Source organism: Aliihoeflea sp. (genome assembly GCF_052435475.1).
In the GTDB taxonomy this organism is placed as follows: Bacteria; Pseudomonadota; Alphaproteobacteria; order Rhizobiales; family Rhizobiaceae; genus Aliihoeflea.
This window is the reverse complement of record NZ_JBQVMV010000001.1, coordinates 304,456-323,148: the sequence shown is the minus strand read 5'-3', so window position 1 is coordinate 323,148 and position 18,693 is coordinate 304,456. Positions and strand designations below refer to the sequence as shown.

The 18,693-nt window shown below is 63.4% G+C and carries 19 protein-coding genes and 2 tRNA genes; 6 read left to right on the top strand and 15 right to left on the bottom strand.

Annotation, left to right across the window (positions count from 1 at the left end; all coding sequences use genetic code 11):
* Positions 1–3: 3 nt before the first annotated feature.
* Complete coding sequence (locus tag ACT6QU_RS01595) at positions 4–2,196, bottom strand: RNA degradosome polyphosphate kinase (RefSeq protein ID WP_444563101.1); 2,193 nt, start codon at positions 2,194–2,196, stop codon at positions 4–6.
* Positions 2,197–2,346: 150 nt separating this feature from the next.
* Here ACT6QU_RS01595 and ACT6QU_RS01590 point away from each other — a divergent pair, with 150 nt between their 5' ends.
* Complete coding sequence (locus ACT6QU_RS01590) at positions 2,347–2,592, top strand: zinc-finger domain-containing protein (RefSeq protein WP_444563100.1); 246 nt, start codon at positions 2,347–2,349, stop codon at positions 2,590–2,592.
* Position 2,593: 1 nt separating this feature from the next.
* Positions 2,594–3,736, top strand: coding sequence for an FAD-dependent monooxygenase (locus ACT6QU_RS01585; protein WP_444563099.1), 1,143 nt, complete (start codon positions 2,594–2,596; stop codon positions 3,734–3,736).
* Here ACT6QU_RS01585 and ACT6QU_RS01580 read toward each other — a convergent pair.
* From ACT6QU_RS01580 to ACT6QU_RS01560, 5 genes are all read right to left on the bottom strand, one after another.
* On the bottom strand, positions 3,709–4,389 hold the full coding sequence (locus tag ACT6QU_RS01580; protein WP_444563098.1) for a TIGR02117 family protein: 681 nt from the start codon (positions 4,387–4,389) through the stop codon (positions 3,709–3,711). The two genes, ACT6QU_RS01585 and ACT6QU_RS01580, sit on opposite strands and share 28 nt — an antisense overlap.
* Positions 4,390–4,412: 23 nt before the next feature.
* Positions 4,413–5,216: an amino acid ABC transporter ATP-binding protein gene (locus tag ACT6QU_RS01575; protein WP_024586160.1), complete on the bottom strand. Its 804-nt coding sequence runs from the start codon at positions 5,214–5,216 to the stop codon at positions 4,413–4,415.
* 17 nt (positions 5,217–5,233) lie between these two features.
* Entirely contained in the window at positions 5,234–6,391 is a 1,158-nt protein-coding gene (locus ACT6QU_RS01570) for an amino acid ABC transporter permease (RefSeq protein ID WP_444563097.1), read from the bottom strand.
* A 4-nt stretch (positions 6,392–6,395) separates the two neighbouring features.
* Positions 6,396–7,586: an amino acid ABC transporter permease gene (locus ACT6QU_RS01565; RefSeq protein WP_444563096.1), complete on the bottom strand. Its 1,191-nt coding sequence runs from the start codon at positions 7,584–7,586 to the stop codon at positions 6,396–6,398.
* 63 nt (positions 7,587–7,649) lie between these two features.
* Positions 7,650–8,678 carry an amino acid ABC transporter substrate-binding protein gene (locus ACT6QU_RS01560; protein WP_444563095.1) on the bottom strand — a complete coding sequence of 343 codons (1,029 nt, stop codon included), beginning with the start codon at positions 8,676–8,678 and terminating at the stop codon, positions 7,650–7,652.
* A 336-nt stretch (positions 8,679–9,014) separates the two neighbouring features.
* Between ACT6QU_RS01560 and ACT6QU_RS01555 the strand changes: the two genes are divergently transcribed.
* From ACT6QU_RS01555 to ACT6QU_RS01540, 4 genes are all read left to right on the top strand, one after another.
* A complete protein-coding gene (locus ACT6QU_RS01555) occupies positions 9,015–10,181 on the top strand; it encodes a cystathionine beta-lyase (RefSeq protein WP_444563094.1) in 1,167 nt (388 codons plus the stop codon).
* Between the two features lie 77 nt (positions 10,182–10,258).
* A tRNA-Pro gene (locus tag ACT6QU_RS01550) sits at positions 10,259–10,335 on the top strand.
* A 24-nt stretch (positions 10,336–10,359) separates the two neighbouring features.
* Positions 10,360–10,665 (top strand): ETC complex I subunit, encoded by a 306-nt coding sequence (locus ACT6QU_RS01545; RefSeq protein WP_444563093.1) that lies wholly within the window; start codon positions 10,360–10,362, stop codon positions 10,663–10,665.
* Positions 10,666–10,683: 18 nt separating this feature from the next.
* A tRNA-Arg gene (locus ACT6QU_RS01540) sits at positions 10,684–10,760 on the top strand.
* Between the two features lie 28 nt (positions 10,761–10,788).
* Here ACT6QU_RS01540 and ACT6QU_RS01535 read toward each other — a convergent pair.
* The 9 genes from ACT6QU_RS01535 to ACT6QU_RS01495 all read right to left on the bottom strand — a co-directional run bounded on the left by ACT6QU_RS01535 (position 10,789) and on the right by ACT6QU_RS01495 (position 18,555).
* Entirely contained in the window at positions 10,789–11,889 is a 1,101-nt protein-coding gene (locus ACT6QU_RS01535) for a hypothetical protein (protein WP_444563092.1), read from the bottom strand.
* 126 nt (positions 11,890–12,015) lie between these two features.
* Entirely contained in the window at positions 12,016–13,200 is a 1,185-nt protein-coding gene (locus tag ACT6QU_RS01530) for a hypothetical protein (protein WP_444563091.1), read from the bottom strand.
* 70 nt (positions 13,201–13,270) lie between these two features.
* Positions 13,271–15,109, bottom strand: a complete 1,839-nt coding sequence (locus ACT6QU_RS01525; protein ID WP_444563090.1) for a carbamoyltransferase family protein — start codon at positions 15,107–15,109, stop codon at positions 13,271–13,273.
* 90 nt (positions 15,110–15,199) lie between these two features.
* Positions 15,200–15,352 carry a DUF5989 family protein gene (locus tag ACT6QU_RS01520; protein WP_444563089.1) on the bottom strand — a complete coding sequence of 51 codons (153 nt, stop codon included), beginning with the start codon at positions 15,350–15,352 and terminating at the stop codon, positions 15,200–15,202.
* Positions 15,353–15,422: 70 nt separating this feature from the next.
* A complete protein-coding gene (locus ACT6QU_RS01515) occupies positions 15,423–15,842 on the bottom strand; it encodes an SxtJ family membrane protein (RefSeq protein ID WP_444563088.1) in 420 nt (139 codons plus the stop codon).
* A gap of 29 nt (positions 15,843–15,871) precedes the next feature.
* Positions 15,872–16,114, bottom strand: coding sequence for a hypothetical protein (locus tag ACT6QU_RS01510; protein WP_444563087.1), 243 nt, complete (start codon positions 16,112–16,114; stop codon positions 15,872–15,874).
* 326 nt (positions 16,115–16,440) lie between these two features.
* A complete protein-coding gene (locus ACT6QU_RS01505) occupies positions 16,441–16,650 on the bottom strand; it encodes a hypothetical protein (RefSeq protein WP_024586167.1) in 210 nt (69 codons plus the stop codon).
* 90 nt (positions 16,651–16,740) lie between these two features.
* Positions 16,741–17,418, bottom strand: a complete 678-nt coding sequence (hdaA, locus tag ACT6QU_RS01500; RefSeq protein ID WP_444563086.1) for a DnaA regulatory inactivator HdaA — start codon at positions 17,416–17,418, stop codon at positions 16,741–16,743.
* A 3-nt stretch (positions 17,419–17,421) separates the two neighbouring features.
* Positions 17,422–18,555, bottom strand: a complete 1,134-nt coding sequence (locus ACT6QU_RS01495) for an AI-2E family transporter (protein ID WP_444563258.1) — start codon at positions 18,553–18,555, stop codon at positions 17,422–17,424.
* Between the last annotated feature and the right edge of the window lie 138 nt (positions 18,556–18,693).

Here is an 18,693-nt window from a genome sequence, read left to right as displayed (position 1 = left end):
GCCTTAGTCATGCTTCTTGCGGCGGTGGCGCGCGATCCGTTTCGGCGCATGGGATTTCAGGGCATTTCCGCGACCGGAGAGCGACGGGTTCGTCATGAAATATTCCTGCGCGTTGAACGGCTCTTCCCCCTCCTCCGGCGTCATCCGCCGCGAGGTGCCGTCCGGCAATACTTCGAAACTTTGCCGGTTGTCCATCAGGTTTCCCAGCATGATCTGGCCGAGGACCTGCTCGTGAACGGTCGGGTTGGTGATCGGGACGAGTGTTTCGACGCGGCGGTCGAGATTGCGCGGCATGATGTCGGCGGACGCGATGTAGACGATCGCCTCGTCCGACGGCAGGCCGTGGCCGTTGCCGAAGCAGTAGATGCGGCTGTGCTCAAGGAAACGGCCGACGATCGACTTGGCGCGGATGTTGTCCGACAGGCCCGGCACCTGCGGGCGCAGGCAGCAGATGCCGCGAACCACGATGTCGATCTCGACGCCCGCCCGGCTCGCCTCGTAGAGCGCGTCGATCACTGCCGGATCGACCAGCGAGTTCATCTTCAGCCAGATCTGCGCCGGCTTGCCCTTGTTGGCGAAGTCGATCTCGCCGCGGATGTGATCGAGCAGGCGCTGGCGCAGCGTAAAGGGCGAGATGGCGAGCTTCATCTGGTCGGTCGGCTCGGCATAGCCGGTGATGAAGTTGAAGATCTGCGCCACGTCGCGCGCGATCTGCGGCTCACAGGTGAAATAGGACAGGTCCGTATAGATGCGCGCGGTGATCGGGTGATAATTGCCGGTGCCCAGATGCACGTAGTTGCGCAGCTTGCCGTCCTCGCGGCGTACGACGAGCGACATCTTGGCGTGGGTCTTCAGTTCGAGGAAGCCGAACACGACCTGCACGCCCGCACGCTCCAGATCGCGCGCCCAGCGGATGTTGGCCTCCTCGTCGAACCGCGCCTTGAGCTCGACCAGCGCCGTCACCGACTTGCCGGCTTCCGAGGCGTCGATCAGCGCGCGCACGATCGGGCTGTCGTTCGAGGTGCGGTAGAGCGTCTGCTTGATCGCGACGACGTCCGGGTCGAGCGCCGCCTGGCGCAGGAACTGCACGACGACGTCGAAGGATTCGTAAGGGTGGTGGACGACGATGTCCTTCTCGCGGATCGCCGCGAAACAGTCGCCGCCATGCTCGCGGATGCGCTCGGGAAAGCGCGGATTGAAGGGCTGGAACTTCAAATCCTCGCGCGGCAGCGAGACGATCTCCGATATCTGGCTGATCGCCAGCGGGCCGGAAAGCACGCTGATGCGCGAGGGGCCGACATTGAGTTGCGAGGCGACGAAGTCGCGCAGCGCCGCCGGCATCTCGTCGTCGAACTCGATGCGAATCACCTGCCCGCGCCGGCGCCGCTTCAGCGCGGTCTCGAACAGGCGCACCAGATCCTCGGCCTCCTCCTCCACCTCGATGTCGCTGTCGCGGATGATGCGGAACGTACCCGATCCCTTGACCTCATAGCCGGGAAAGAGCCGCCCGATGAAGAGCTCGACCACGTCCTCCAGCGCGATGAACCGGGTGTGCTTGCGCTTGTCCGGCAGGCGGATGAAGCGGTTGAGCGCCATCGGCAGGCGCAGCAGCGCCGACATCTCCTCGCCCTCCTTGCGATGGCGCAATTGCAGCGCCATCGAGAAGCCGAGATTGGGGATGAACGGAAACGGATGCGCCGGATCGACCGATAGCGGCGTCAGCACCGGATAGATCGCCTCGAGGAAATGGTCCTCCAGCCACGCCTTGTCCTCCTTCGACAGGGGCGCGGTGCGGACGATCTCGACGCCCTCCTTGCGCAGGAGTTCGGCGAGCAGCGAAAAGCTCTTCTGCTGGTCCTCCTGCAGGCTCGACACCTCGAGCAGGATTTGTTCGAGCTGTTCCTCGGGCGTGCGTCCGTCAGGGCTCCTGATGGCGATGCCGGCGCGCACCTGGCCCGCGAGGCCCGCGACCCGGACCATGAAGAACTCGTCGAGATTGGTCGCCGAGATCGACAGGAAGCGCAGCCGCTCCAGGAGCGGATGGTTGGGGTTCTGCGATTCATCCAGCACGCGCCGATTGAACTGCAGCCAGGAGAATTCGCGATTGACGAAGCGGTCCGGATTGTCGTCCGGCGACTTGACGAGCTTTGCCACCGGGCTTGCAAAGCTTCGTTCGACTGGCTTCATCTCGTTCATCTGCTTACCCGGCTCCCCCGCGCCGCGACCATCGCGACCAATGCCCGTTCCTGCCAGCCTTTTGCGACAGTTTCATATCACGCATCTTGCAATGGTGGGGCCGATGCTGCAAACGCTCAAGGCCTATTCGTACGATCTTCGGAGTCCGTCATGGCCGGCCACGCAATTCCCCATTTCCAGAACGACGAGGGTCATCCGGTCATCGAGATCGGCGTCAAGGAATTCATGTGCGTCGGCGCGAACCCGCCTTACGACCACCCGCACGTCTTCCTCGACATGGGCGATGGCGACGAGAAGGTCTGCCCCTACTGCTCGACGCTCTATCGCTTCAATGCGAGCCTGAAGGCCGGCGAGAGCGTGCCGGCAGGCGCGGCCTATCACGAACACGCCGCTTGAGGTGAGCGCGCGCGGCGGCGTCGAGATCGCAGGCGCCGGCATTGCCGGCCTGACGAGCGCCCTCTTCCTCGCCCGTGCGGGCTTCGACGTCCAGATTCACGAACGCGCGAAATGCCTCGAGCCGGTCGGTGCCGGGTTGCAGCTTTCCCCCAATGCGACCCGGCTTCTCGATCGTATGGGCCTCCTGCCCGCGCTTGAAGCGGCATCCGTCGCGCCGCAAGCGATCGAACTTCGCGACGCACGCAGCCTCAAGGCGCTCGCCTCCGTCGCCCTCGGCGATTTCGCCGCCAAACGCTGGGGCGCGCCCTATCTCGTCATCCATCGCGGCGATTTGCAACGGATCTTGCTTGATACGGCGTTGCGGGAACCTCGAATAAGTATCCGTTTCGGATCAGAAATCGATCATACGACACATGCCGTCCTGACCATCGGCGCCGATGGCGTCTGGTCCGTGATGCGGGCCCGTATCCCCGGCGCGTCGCCGGCCCGGTTCAGCGGACACGTCGCGTTGCGCGCGCTGGTCGAAGCCGACCATCCAGCTTTCGCCGACCTCGTCGCCCGCTTATCGCCGACCAGTGTCACCGCGCTTCTCGCCCCCTCCTTTCACCTCGTCGCCTACCCGATCCGGCAGGGTCAAGCGCTCAATCTGGTCGCGATCATGCCGGGGAATGCCGGTACGGACGACTGGTCGCAATACGTCGCGGACGCAGCACCGCTGCCGGAGGATCGCGTCGGGGTGTTGCGGGACCTGCTTTCGGGCGTACATGGCTGGACGCGCTGGCCGCTTCACGACGTTGCCCCATCGGGCAGATGGGGGGATGCGAGCGGCTTCCTCCTCGGCGATGCCGCACATGCCATGACGCCCTATGCCGCGCAGGGCGCGGCGATGGCAATCGAGGATGGCGCGGCGCTGGCAAGCGCCCTCGCCGCGGCGCCCGACATCGCTTCCGCGCTCACCCGCTTTGAGGCCGTCCGCCGCCCGCGCCTTGCCCGCGTTGCCGGTCGCGCGCGGTTCAACCGCTTCGCCTGGCATGCGGCCGGCCCGGTCGCGCTCGCGCGCAACCTCGTCCTGAAGACGCGCAGCCCTGAACGCCTCGCCGCTGATTTCGACTGGCTCTACGGGTTCGACGCCGCCGCATTGTGAGCATCGACGGACCAGACGAGGCTCACCGGCAGCGGGTTCCACCAGCCGGTTCGAAAGCCGCCTTCGCGCAGCACACGGCTCGTCCACAGATTGCAGCCGACCAGCACGTTGAACCAGCCGCGCGCTTCGTAGAAACGATCGAACTCGCCATAGCCGGCACCCTCGATCACGTCCGGCCGGCCAGCCGCGTCCGGCACCAGCGTCGCCAGCACCTCGTCAATCATCGCCGTCATTTCCCGCTCGGAGACGTCGAGGACGACGACACCCTCGGCAGGCAGTTCGATTTCGCCACCAAGCGCGGCGTGGAGCACCGCGCGGTCGAGCGTCAACGCCTTCGCCGCCGGCCCGGGCTTCAGATCGGCCCATGTCGGTGTTTCGAGATAGAAGGCGCGCCCGCCCCATCCGATCACCAGCCAGGCAAGTTCCGGCGCGTCGAGCGGCAGGCCGTCTTCGGCCAGGAAGCCGAACCGGGCGAGAATGTCGGGATCGGCGGGGAAGGCGATGTCGGTGTGGATGGCGTTGGCGACGAGAAGCACCCGCCGCGTCGGCGGCTCCCCGGCGGGCGCGAAGAGCGGGCGCGGCACGATGGCGCCGAGCACGAAGGCGACCGCGGCAAGGGCCGCGATCGCGAGCAACCCGCGAAGCAGCCGCATTCGGCGGCTTCGCGTCGGCATCGTCAGTGCAGGATCTGGCTCAGGAAGAGCTTGGTACGCTCATGCTGCGGATTGTCGAAGAACTTCTCCGGCACGTTCTGCTCGACGATCTGGCCCTGATCCATGAAGATGACGCGATTGGCGACCTGGCGTGCGAAGCCCATTTCGTGCGTCACGCAGATCATGGTCATGCCTTCTTCGGCCAGACCGACCATCGTCTCCAGCACTTCCTTGATCATCTCGGGATCGAGTGCGGAGGTCGGTTCGTCGAACAGCATGATGCGCGGGTTCATGCACAATGAGCGCGCGATCGCCACGCGCTGCTGCTGGCCGCCCGAAAGCTGGCCGGGATATTTGTGGGCCTGCTCGGGAATCTTAACGCGCTCCAGATAGTGCATCGCGATCTCTTCAGCCTGCTTCTTCGGCATCTTGCGCACCCAGATCGGCGCAAGCGTGCAGTTTTCGAGGATGGTCAAATGCGGGAAGAGATTGAAGTGCTGGAACACCATGCCGACTTCGCGGCGCACTTCGTCGATCTTCTTCAGATCGTTGGTCAGTTCGATTCCGTCGACCAGTATCTTGCCCTTCTGGTGCTCTTCGAGCCGGTTGATGCAGCGGATCATGGTCGACTTGCCCGATCCCGACGGGCCGCAGACGACAATGCGCTCGCCGCGCATGACCTTGAGGTCGATGTCGCGCAGCACATGGAAGTCGCCATACCATTTGTGCATGCCGATGATCTCGATCGCGACGTCTGTGTCCGAGATCTGCATCTTCGAACGGTCGAGCGGGCGGTCACTTGCCATGACGGCGTCTTGAGTAGCCATGTCGGTTCCCCTTGGCCTTATTTTCTATGGCCGGTGTCGAGCCGGCGTTCCATGTAGATCGAATAGCGCGACATCGCGAAGCAGAACGCCCAGAAGATCAGCCCGGCGAAGATCAGGCCCGATTTCGGCGTCTGCGGCGAGGCCCAGTTCGCATCCGAGAAGTTCTGGCGCACGATTGCCAGAAGGTCGAACATGCCGACGATGTAGACGAGGCTGGTGTCCTTGAAGAGCCCGATGAAGGTGTTCACGATGCCCGGGATCACCAGCTTCAGCGCCTGTGGAAGAACGATCAGCCCCATCGACTGCCAATAGCCGAGGCCGAGCGAGGACGCGCCCTCATACTGGCCCTTCGGAATGGCCTGCAATCCGCCGCGCACCACCTCTGCCATATAGGCGGAGGCGAAGATCGACAGGCCGACGACGGCGCGCAGGAAACGGTCGAAAGTCGTGCCGGCCGGCATGAAGAGCGGCAGCATGACGCTCGCCATGAACAGGACGCTGATCAATGGCACGCCGCGGATCGTCTCGATGAAGACGACGCAGATCATCTTGATCACCGGCAGCCTCGATCGTCGACCAAGCGCCAGAAGGATGCCGAACGGAAGCGAGACCGAGATGGCGACGAAGGACAGGACCATCGTGACCAGCAGGCCGCCCCAGAGCGAGGTCTGGACGCGGTTCAGGCCGAAATTGCCGCCGACGAGCAGGAAATAGGCGACCACCGGGAAGACGCCGAAGAACACGATCGCGTTCAGCGCCTTGTAGGGGATGCGCGGGATCAGGAGCGGCACCAGCAGCGCGATGAACATCACTGCCGTCAGGTCCACGCGCCAGCGTTCGAACACCGGATACCGGCCGTACATGAACTGCGAGAACTTGGCGTTGACGAAGGCCCAGCAGGCGCCGGACCAGCCATCTGGCTGGATGCCTCCCTGCGACTGCGTCGAGCAGACCGAGCGGTCCGGCCCGACCCAGGCAGCATCGATGAAGGCCCACCGCACGATGTTGGGAAGCGCGTAGGCGACGATCAGGAGGCCGATCAGCGTCAGGAGCCCGTCGACGGGTGTCGCGAACAGGTTCTTGCGCAGCCAGCGGGTGACGCCCTTCTCGCGCTCGGGCGCATTCTGGGCGTTCACCATCTCCATGCGGACGTAGGAAAGGTCGTGTTCCTGCATGGCCCTACCGCTCCACCAACGCCATCTTGGCGTTGTACCAGTTCATGAATGCCGAGGTGATCAGGCTGAGGCCGAGATAGACGACGATCCAGATCGCCACGACCTCGATGGCCTGACCCGTCTGGTTCATGGTCGTCTGGCCGATCGCCACCAGATCCGCATAGCCGACCGCGATCGCCAGCGACGAGTTCTTGGTTAGGTTCAGATACTGGCTCGTGAGCGGCGGAATGATGATCCGCATCGCCTGCGGCACCACGACGAGGCGCAACGTGCGGCGCGGCGAAAGCCCGAGCGAATAGGCTGCCTCCGACTGTCCCTTGGCCACGCCGAGAACGCCCGCTCGCACGATCTCGGCGATGAACGAGGCCGTGTAGAGCGACAGAGCGAGATAGAGCGACAGGAATTCGGGAAGCACGACCTGGCCGCCGCGAATGTTGAAGCCTGCCATTTCCGGATATTCGAGCGTCGCGGGCATGCCCGCGACGATGAAGGCGAGGATCGGCAGTCCGAAGATCAGGCCGAGACCGACGCGGAAACCGGGGAACACCTGTCCGGTAGCCATCTGGCGACGGCGTCCCCAGCGGATGAAGAAGAAGGTCAGCACGACGCCCAGCGCGAGCGCGGCGGGGACGAGCCAGAAGCCGGGTTCGGTCAAAAGGCGCGGCAGATAAAGGCCGCGATTGTTGATCATGCCGCCGAGCGGAAGATCGACCGACTGGCGCGGTCCGGGCAGGACCGAAAGCACGCCGACATACCAGAAGAAGATGACAAGCAGCGGCGGAAGATTGCGGAAGATCTCGACATAGACGGTGCAGATCCGCGCGATGAGCCAGTTGCCCGACAGGCGCCCGATGCCGACCATGAAGCCGACGATGGTCGCCGTGATGATGCCGGTGACGGCCACGAGGAGCGTGTTCAGCAGCCCGACGATGATCGCCCGCATGAAGGTCGAGTTCGACGAATAGGGAATCAGCGCCTGGCTCAGATCGAAGCCGCTGCGCCCGTTGAGGAAGGCGAAGCCCGACGAGATGTTCGCGCGCCGTAGATTTTCCGCCGTGTTGCCGATGATCCAGTAGATGAAGCCGATCAGCGCAACTGCGACGACGACCTGAAAGACGATGCCGCGCGTCTTGGGGTCATTCACCCAGGACACCCGTGCGGGCTCTTCGCCGCGCACACTCATCTGCGAAGCCATTTTTCCTCCGCGCCAAAGAGAACGGGAGGCGGAATCCGCCTCCCGAAACCAGTCCGAACCTGCTTAGCGCAGCGGCATTGCGTATTGCAGTCCGCCGTCGGTCCACAGCGCGTTCAGGCCGCGGGCGATGGCGAGCGGGCTGCCGGCGCCGATGTTGCGGTCAAACACTTCACCGTAATTGCCGACTTCGCGGACGATGTTCTGGACCCAGTCGTTTTCAAGACCGAGGCCCTGGCCGATCGTCGACTCGTCTTCGAGACCGAGCACGCGGCGGATTTCCGGGTTCTCGGAATTCAGCATCTCCTCGAGGTTTTCCGAAGTGATGCCGAGTTCTTCGGCCTGGACCATCGCGTAGAGCGTCCACTTGACGATGTTGAACCACTGCTCGTCGCCCTGGCGCACGGCAGGTCCGAGCGGCTCCTTGGAGATGATCTCTGGCAGAACGACGTGCTCGTCCGGGTTGGCGAGCGTCAGGCGAAGTGCGTAAAGGCCCGAGGCGTCGGTCGTGTAAGCGTCGCAACGGCCGGCCTCATAGGCCGCGTTGGTCTCTTCGAAGCCCTGGAAGACAACCGGGTTGTATTCCATGTTGTTGGCCGCGAAATAGTCGGCGAGGTTGAGTTCGGTCGTCGTGCCGGACTGCACGCAGATCGCCGCGCCCGAAAGCTGAAGAGCCGAGTTGATGTCCGGCAGGGCGGTCTGATTGATCATGAAGCCCTGGCCGTCATAGTAGTTCACGCCGGCGAAGGTCAGGCCGAGCGTGGTGTCGCGCGTCAGCGTCCAGGTCGTGTTGCGAGCGAGCAGGTCGATTTCGCCCGACTGCAGCGCGGTGAAGCGCTCGGTCGCGTTGGTCGGCGTGTACTGAACGCTTTCGGCGTCGCCGAAGACCGCTGCCGCAACGGCGCGGCACATGTCGACGTCGAAACCGGTCCAGTCGCCGGCGTCATCGGGGGCGGCGAATCCGGCCAGGCCGGTGTGAACGCCGCACTGGACGAAGCCCTTGGCCTTAACGTCGTCGAGGGTCGCAGCCGAAGCAGTCGATGCGCCGAGCGCCATCGCCGCACCACCGAGAATTCCCACCATAAATTTGTTCATTGCCCACTTACCCTCTTGTTTTCGAAGCATGTTCCTAATGCTCCGTCTTGTTTTGTCTGGGAGCCGCGTGAGCGGCCTCATGCGCCACAGCGAACTGCGGCGACGCCGGCCCCCTGCCCTGTCTCCCATTCACGAAGGCCATCGAAGGCCATAAATTTTGCTGGGTCAAGCCTGAAAGCGCCAGTGGACCTATCGGCCCGTCATCATTCGGCCATCTTCCCCCACGTCGCCTCGGCCCCCTCCTTTGCCCAGCGGATGGGCAGGACCGCTGCGTTGCACCAATTCGTGCAGCCGCGTATTGATCTCGCCAAGATTTGAAACCAACGGTGGAAAAGCATGAAGAACGATGTCGATCGCAAGGGTATCAACACCCGCCTGGCCCATGGCGGCAACAATCCGCGCGATTATTTCGGCTTCGTCAATCCGCCCGTCGTTCACGGCTCCACCGTACTCTTCCCCGATGCCGCGACGATGGCCTCGCGCAACCAGAAATATACTTACGGCACCCGCGGAACGCCGACTTCCGATGCGCTTTGCAATGCGATCGACGATCTCGAGGGCTCCGCGGGCACGATCCTCGTCCCTTCGGGCCTCGCGGCGGTGACGATTCCGCTCCTCGCCTTCCTGTCGGCCGGTGATCACGTGCTGATCGTCGATTCGATCTACAATCCGACCCGCCGCTTTGCCGATTCCATGCTGAAGCGGCTCGGCGTCGAGGTGGAATATTACGCGCCGCGCGTGGGCGCCGGGATCGCCAAGCTGATGAAGCCGAACACGAAGGTCGTCTTTACCGAAGCACCCGGCTCCAACACGTTCGAAATGCAGGACATACCCGCGATCGCCGAGGCCGCCCATTCTGGCGGCGCGATCGTGATGATGGACAACACCTGGGCGACGCCGCTTTATTTCAAGCCGCTCGACCACGGCGTCGACATCTCGATTCATGCCGCGACGAAGTATCCCGCCGGGCATTCGGACGTACTGCTCGGCACCGTCTCGGCCAACGCGGATTGTTGGGAGCAGCTTTGGGACACCTATCTGACGATGGGCGTGTGTTCGGCGCCGGACGACGTCTACCAGGTGCTGCGCGGCCTGCGCACCATGGGCGTGCGGCTCGAACGCCACCAGCAAAGCGCGCTGGAGCTCGCCCGCTGGCTGGAGACGCGTGACGAGGTCGCGCAGGTGCTGCACCCCGCGCTCGAAAGCCATCCCGACCACGCGCTCTGGAAGCGCGATTTCTCCGGCTCGTCCGGCATCTTCTCGATCGTGCTGAAGTCAGGCGGCGAGCGTGAGGCGCATGCCTTTCTCGACGCGTTGAAGATATTCGGTCTCGGCTATTCGTGGGGCGGCTATGAGAGCCTGGCGGTCCACGTCAACCTGTCGGACCGGACCGTTTCGAAGGTCGACTATCCAGGCCCCGTCCTGCGCCTCCAGATCGGCCTCGAAGACGTCGCTGACATCAAGGCCGACATCGAGGCCGGGCTCGACGCCCTGCGCGCTTGAGAATCCGGCCCGATTGCGTATTTCCCCTTGCGAATGGCCTGCCGACCAACTAGGCAGGCTGCGTCCGCAGTGACCGTCGGAGCGTAGCGCAGCCTGGTAGCGCATCTGGTTTGGGACCAGAGGGTCGCAGGTTCGAATCCTGCCGCTCCGACCATGCGGCCCGAACGGAGTATGATCGATGTCCGCACGTATCTTCAGCCCCGCCAAGACGGCGATGCAGTCCGGCAAGGCCAAGACCGGGTTCTGGGTGCTTGAATTCGATCCCGAACAGCCGCGCAAGATCGACCCGCTGATGGGCTACACGTCGTCGGGCGACATGAAGAGCCAGATCCGCCTGACCTTCGAGACGAAGGAAGAGGCCGTCGCCTATGCGCAGCGCAACGGCATCGCCTTCCGCGTTCAGGAGCCGAAGGACGCGCGCCGCCGGCAGATTTCCTATGCCGAGAATTTTCGCTACGATCGCAAGATCCCCTGGACGCACTGACAGCCCTGCCCCGGTTCAGGTCCCGTAGCTCAGTTGGATAGAGCACCGGCCTTCTAAGCCGATGGTCGCAGGTTCGAATCCTGCCGGGATCGCCAACATAATCAACGCCTCGTACGCCCGACATCAGATCCTGTCGTGCAGCGCGTCGTACAGATACTTGGCGATGGCCCGCGAGCCCGAGCTCGTCGTGTGCACCGAATCGTAGAAATCCCTGCCAACATCGAAATCGATATTCTCGAAGAGATCGATACAGATTGCGTCCGCAGCCTTGCATTCGGCCATGATCGCTTCGGCAACGCGTTCTTCCACATGGTGAATGTCGACCCCGTTGACGACGTCTGCTAGCAACCGGAACTCGCTGCTTTCGTCGCCATAGGCAGGGATGCCGACGATGCGTCCGTCGATCCGGTCCCACCGGGCGCTGCGCTGGGTCACGAAAATGCTCGATGCCCCCATCTGGCGCGTCAGCCGATCGAGCTCGGCGATCCGCAGCCTAAGAGCTTCGATGTTGTCCTGGAGTTGAGGCACATCGAAGGTCGCGACCCGGCCACGGTCCACAGCCGTCGCAGGATCGACGATGTGTTCCCTCGAAACGCCGTGAGCATAAGGCGAGGCAGCCGCGTGCTGCTTGGCGATCAGGTAGAGCTGGTAGAGGACCGATTTCTCCCGGACGTAGAGCTGCCACTTCAACCGCGTCGTCTGAACCTCGACGACGTCATATGTCTCGTGGGGCGCGAATTTGAGGACGTCGTTGATTCCGACATAGTAGAGAACGTAGCGCATCTTGAGGCCTTCGATCCTGTCGAACCAGGAGGCGAAGTTGTGGATGTGGCCTATGGTCGATTGACCGTCGATCCCGGCATTGACGATCGAGACGTCGCGGCCCTCCTTCTTGAACAGACTGGCCAGAACGGCCTGGTAGGTCGCATCGTCGTCGAGATATCGCTGATCCGTCGTGCTGCCGCCCACCGTCAGAATATCGATCTCGTCGACGCCGGATTTCAGGCCGCGAAAGCCATTGTCGTCGCGCGTATAGACGATCTGCGCCGGATCGTTGCCGAACGGATTTGCCTGCTCGAGGCGCAAATTGCGGGCTTTCGTGAACTGGTAGAGGGCATGCGTGTCGGAAAACCACGAGCCGAATACGAGTTCGACGACGCCCAGTCCCACCGCGACCAGGAACAGGTTGACGGTTGCCACCTTCACGAATGATGCGAGCTTCATGCTGGCTGTCTCCAAAGCGGGCGGGTCGTGAAACGGTTCATCGTCCGCTCCCGCAGCCCGGGGTCAAAGAGCTTGCTGCGAGGCACGAGCGAAGCGCTTGCGCGGCAACCGACTGGCCGATCTCGTTCATATGCGTGTCGCCCCAGAACCAGGGAATTTCGCCCTGCCCGGCGGAACGATCAGCGGCTCCGTCAAATCCAGAAGCGGAATGCCCGTACGCACTGCCCATTTTGAGACGAAGTCACGGAACGGACCGAGTTCCCAGGCGGCGTCCTTTATCCCGCCATCGGGCGGAAAGTTGCAGAAAGGTGCAAGGACGCGCAGCTTGTCCGGCACGAATACGACCAGATAGCTTCCGCCGGCGAAACGTATGCTCGATGCGAAACGCTCGAGCGCATCCGCGATCACCTCCTGCTCGGCCTCGAGGCCCTCGAAGGAGCGTCTTCCCCACAAGAAGGTGTAGGTGCTGCCGTCGATATCGCAGACGCGCAGACCCTCGGTGCCGCCGAGATCGTCGGTGGAGACGACCAGCAGGTCCCACATCTGGCGCAGCAGGCTGTCGTCGCCCGGTTGCGGCGGCTGCTGCGGGCCGCGCTCACCATAAATCCGCGAGTCGACGAGGTCGTTTCCCTCGAATATGAACTGGGCAACGGTCCTGCCCCTGACGTCCACGTCTAGCAGATCGAAGAGTTCGTGCTCGCGTTGCGGCGAAATGGCGCTAAGCGCGACCTGCATCACGGGGCGCCCCGTCGCCGCCTCCAATTGTGCGCCGATCGTTCGGTCGAACGGGACAAGCGCGGCGACCAGAATCGAATCGCCCAGCAGGATGATGTCGACATCGTTCGCAGTCCGGTCCGGATGATTGCGGAAGCCGTACCGATCGGTGCGGAAATGGAACGGTACGGGATCGGAGGGCAGTCCCCAGATCACGGCCGTATCCTGGAAGCTCGTCCCTTCGACATCGACGTTCGGCGAAAGATCGACGCTGAGGCCGCCCAGCTCGTCCGAGTTTGCCCGCATCAGGCTCGACCATGGGATCAGCCCGACCGCCCCGCCAAGCTCGAGCAGGCCGAAAAGCGCGATCGTGGTGCCCGTCGTGGCAAGGTAGGACAGCAGCCTATGACGGGACGTCGCAGCCATCAGAAGGCCGACGCCCACAAGAACCAGGACGATGACCGGCGCTACGTGCCGAAGGCGCCAGAGACCGAAAAGTCGGCGCGCCGCGTACGTCGTTTCGGTGAAGTCCGCCGAAGCTGCCAGCAGCGCGGCCGCCGCACAAAGGCACGCACCGCCACCCAGAAGAAGGGTCATGCGGTGCCTGCCCGCCCTGGGGCGGATTTGCGACGATGACTTTACATCCCCTCCCGGCACCGAACTGTCCTCAATCGAGTTCGAAACGATCCTTGTAATCGACCTTCAGCGCCTCGTTCTGCGCCGGCTTGCGTAGGACGCAATTGCCGACGACGAGGGTCTCCATCTCGCAGCCCATGAAGCAGCGAAAGGCATCTTCGGGCGTCAGCACGATCGGCTCGCCCCGGACGTTGAAACTGGTGTTCACGACGACGGGACAGCCCGTGCGCGCCTTGAACGCCGAAATCAGCGCGTGATAGCGCGGGTTCGTTTCGCGATGCACGGTCTGGACGCGGGCGGAATAGTCGACATGCGTCACCGCCGGGATGTCCGACCGCGGAACATTGAGCTTGTCGATCCCGAACAGCGCTTCCTCGGCCGCGCTCATCTTGCGCCGACGCTCACCCGCGACTTCGGCCACGAGCAGCATGTAGGGGCTGTCGGCGTCGAGATCGAAATAGTCGGACACGTCCTCGGCGAGGACCGAGGGCGCGAACGGGCGGAAGCTTTCGCGGTACTTGATCTTCAAATTGAGGTTGCGCTGCATCTGCGGATTGCGCGGATCGCCGAGAATGGACCGTGCGCCGAGAGCGCGTGGGCCGAATTCCATCCGTCCCTGGAACCAGCCGACGGCGTGTCCGGCCTCCAGTGCGTCCACCGTCTGCTCCAGCGTGGCAGCGTCGTCGAAGGTCTCGAATTTCGCGCCCGCCTGCGTCAGGCGTTCCTCGATCTCGGATTGAGAATAGGCGGGGCCGAGAAATGAGCCGGACATCCCGTCGAGCGCTTCGGTCCTGTGGCGCGGACGGTTCATATGAGTGGAATGCGCCGCATAGGCCGCGCCGAGTGCGCCACCCGCATCGCCGGCCGCCGGCTGGACCCAGACCCGCTCGAACGCGCCGTCGCGCAGAATTTTGCCGTTGGCGACGCAGTTCAGCGCGACGCCGCCCGCCATGCACAGATTGGGAATGTCGTAGGTTCGGGCAAGGTCGCGCGTGATGCGCAACATGACCTCTTCCGTCACCGCTTGGACGGAGGCCGCCAGATCCATTTCGCGCTGGGTGAGCGGCGATTCCGGCCGGCGCGGCGGGCCGCCCATGAGGTCGTCGAAGGCCCTGGAGGTCATGGTCAGGCCGGTCGCGTAGTTGAAGTACTTCTGGTCGAGCCAGAAGCTTCCATCGGCCTTGAGGTCGACGATATTTTCGAGGATCGTGTCGGCAAATCGCGGCGCACCGTAAGGTGCCAGACCCATCACCTTGTATTCGCCCGAATTGACCTTGAAGCCCGCATAATAGGTGAATGCCGAGTAGAGCAGGCCCAGGCTGTGCGGCCACTGGATTTCGCGCACCGTTTCGAGTTGCGAACCTCGCCCGATCGCCACCGAAGTCGTTGCCCATTCGCCCACGCCGTCGAGAGTCAGGACGACCGCCTCCTCGAAGGGTGACGGGAAGAACGCCGAAGCCGCGTGGCTCTGGTGGTGTTCGGCGAAAAGGAGCTTTTCCTCGATGCCTTTTTCCGATGCGGAAAACGGCTTCAGGGCCTTCACCATCCCGACCTTCTGGAACAGCTTTTCCTTGAGCCAGATCGGCAACGCCATGCGGAACGAGGCATATCCCGCGGGCGCGTTGGCGAGATAGGTTTCCAGCAGCCGCTCGAATTTCAGGATCGGCTTCTCGAAGAAGACGACGTAGTCGATGTCGTCGAGCCCGACCTTCGCCTCGTCGAGGCAATAGCGAATGGCATTCTCGGGAAATCCCGGATCGTGTTTCTTGCGGGTGAAACGCTCTTCCTGTGCGGCCGCAACCGGCCGACCGTCGACCAGCAACGCCGCGGCGCTGTCGTGATAGAAGGCGGAAATACCCAAGATGCGCATACGCACGTCCCCACGACCCCGACAACTCGCACCATCGAGGGTGCGAGATGACCAACCAGACCCCACCGCGTAACGCCGACCGCCGTCGTCTCAAAAAACGGTGTAGATGAAGGGAGCGATCGCCGAGCCTTGCGCCAGCACGAGCAACCCGCCCACGACCAGCAACATGAAGATGACCGGAAACAGCCACCACTTCTTGCGCGCGCCCATATAGACGAAGAGTTCATTCAGAAGCGAAACCATCGCGATTCCCCAGCTCCAACTCTACTGCGACCACTCCATAAAGCTGCTTTGCCCGATGTCCCTCATGGCTCTAGAACTGCTGCTTCATGTTGGACGTGCGGGCCCGTTCGACCTGATCGACAGCGATCCAGTAGGTCGGCGTTTCGACCTTGCGCTTTCGCAACGGGTCGCGAACGCGCTGCATGATCAGTCCGGTTGGCACGATGGCGATCGCAAACAGGATCAGCATGACGACCGGATTGACGATCTTGCTGAGCAGCACCGCAAAGCGCATCCACAAGACGTTCAGCGGACGAAGCCGGCCGGGCGCAACGAAGCTGACGGTTGCAAGCACGGCCGACAGGGCAAGCGCGATGCCAAGCACGACCTCGTTCGATCGCCAGATGGCCGCGACGATCAGCGCGACCGCGGTGAACACCAGCCCGGTCGACCGGTCCGATGGCAACGGCATTTCCGGCCGGTCGAGACTTTCGTGAAAATTGCTGCCCAACTACCCCCCTCCGGCGCTCGAATGCGCCGTCACTTCCGGTCGAGCGGACGCGCGACGCCCCGCAACTGATCGATGAGCCCCCGATCGAGCTCCGAAACCATGCCTTCCGTCCGGCTCTCCAGATCGGTCAGCGCGGTGAATATGCGCTTGAGAAGGAGGTCCTTGTCGATGGCGCCCTGTATGTCCATCTCCCTGACCAGCATGACGAACATCTCGACGAGGCCGGCGTTCAGCCCCTGTTGATACAGCCGATCATTGTCCAGCGTCGTCATCGAAACCTCACTCGCCCGCAGGAAACCACAACCCTCTTCGATCGTTTCGCCGTCATCTCTCGGCGTCTTCTTGATCGGTCCCAATATTTTGTACTAGATCGCGATCTAAATAGTTTGTTATACTATATCGATCCGACCATAACTCAATAAACACTAATACAGAATGGCATCATGTCAAGCAGACGCCATTCTGCATTGCATCGCCGTTTAGATCAGATCGGATAATTGGTCTGAAAATACATGAGCCGCATGCGCTCGACGCTGTAAATGGCGCGTCCGGCGAGTCGTTTCCCGATCCGGGAAGGCGCAGCCACCCGTCAGGCGCCCTACCGCTGCAAAGGTTGGCGCGCGAGCGTTATCAGTTCGCTTTCGTCATCGATGCCGGCCAGATAATAACCGAGGATGCGCGAGGCGCGCGCCTCGCGGTCGGTCTCGTTCTCGCCGGTGCGGCCCGTGGCCTGGAAGACGCGGGCCAGGAGCGCCAGTTCGATGGGCGAGATGATCCCAGCTTCTTCCGCCTTGCGATGCAGCGGCATGGCCCCCTCCATGATGACCGTCACAGAGTAGTGGAAAATCTTTGGGACGCAACAGGATCAGTTGGTTAGGCCCGACGACCGGTGCGTCGGTCAAAGTTCGCCGACGACTTCGGCCGCAAGCGCGCGCGTGATCCGAGACTTGCGCGCGAGGGCCGCTGCGTCCAACCTTTCGACGATATCGTTGGCGCTTTCGAGCGATCGCTCCATCCGCTTGACGAGATACTGAATCACCGCCGGATCGACCTCGACCTGGCGGTCGGAGAAGAGCTTGGTGAGGACACCGGCGAGCAGCATGTCGTCGGGCTCACCGATGTCGACAACCGCCGCCGCGCGCAGGCGCGAGACGAGGTCAGGAAGCTCGATAGGCCACGCCGCCGGGCGCGTCACGGCCGTCAGCAGGAGGTGCGTTCCGGCCGAGCGGATGGCGTTGATCAGATGGAACAGGCCCGTCTCGTCGATCGGCGCGCGATCGGCATCGTCGACCAGGATCGGCCCGCGCTCGGCCCAGTCCAGCGCCTCGGGCGCGATGCCGGCGATGGCTAGCGAGGCGGCGCCGGTCATCTTCTGCCAGGCGGAGGCCAGATGGGTCTTTCCGGCCCCGCACGGCCCGACGATCACCACGACCGGAGCCGGCCAGTCGGGATAGGTGTCGATGAGATGCAAGGCGGGGCGGATCGACGTGCCCGGCACGAGATCGTCGCGGCTCGTGGCCGGCCGATGCGCCAGATCGAGCGGGATCTGCTGCGGCCGTCTTGGCGCGAGTGTCACGGATCAGACCCGGTCGAGCGGCTTTTGTCCGCCGCTATAGAGCGGCGAGGCTTCGTAGCGGCCGATCGCAAAGCGCACCAGAACGGCGACGGCCGCTGCCGCCGGCACCGCGATCAAAAGCCCGACGAAGCCGAACAGATAGCCGAAGGCGAAGAGCGCGAACATCAGCCAGACCGGATGCAGGCCGACGCTCTTGCCGACGAGATTGGGCTGCAGGATGTTGCCCTCGATGAACTGGCCGCCGAAGAAGATCGCAGCGACGAGCGCCACCATGTGCCACTCGGGCCAGAACTGGACGAAGGCGACGCCGACCGACAGAACGAGGCCGACCATCGACCCGACATAGGGAATGAAGGAGATGAGCCCGGCGAACATGCCGATCAGCAGGCCGAAATTGAGGCCGACGATGGTCAGGCCGATCGCATACATGGTGCCGAGGATGAGGCAGAGCGTGCCCTGCCCCCGGACGAAGCCGGCCACCGACGCGTCGATGTCGCGCGCGATCTGGCGCACGGTTTCGACGTTGTTGCGCGGCACGAGCTGGTCGACGCGGGCGACCATCTTGTCCCAATCGAGAAGCATGTAGAAGGCGACGACGGGAGTGACGACCAGCAGGCCGACGATGTCGACCAGCGCCTGTCCGCCGCTCCAGATCGAGGCCAGCAGCGCGGCGACCATGCCCGAGCCTTCGGAAAAGATCGAGCCGATCCCCTCTTCCAGCCCGCCCGGCTCCATCCCGATACGCGAGGACAACCAATCGAAGTCGAACGAGGTGACCAGCGACTGCAGCCGCGCGAAATAGTCCGGCACGCGCTCGATGAAGCCGGCAAGCTGGTTGGCGAGGATCGGGACGATAACCGCCAGGCCGACGACCAGAAGAAGCACGAAGGAGATCAGGATCAGCACCGTCGCCCAGATGCGCGACAGGCCGCGCCGCTCCAGCCAGTCGGCCACCGGATCGAGGAAATAGGCAAGGATCATGCCCGCAAAAAAGGGCAGCAGGACCGACGCGAAGATGTAGAGGAACAGGACGAAGACCGCGACGGCGGCCGCCCAGAACATGGCCTGCCGGCGCAGCGACATGCGCGGCTGCACCGTGGCGGGCGTCGTGGCAGGAGTGGGCGATTCCGTCGTCATGCGCTTCGTCATCCGCTGTTCGGGCAGGCTCACGACATAGGCGCGCGCGGTTGCGGTGGTCAAGTGGCCGGCAAGCAAGCCTTCGCCTTGCAGGATGGGCGTGCTTCGTGCCAAGAGCGGGCACGAGCATACGAAATT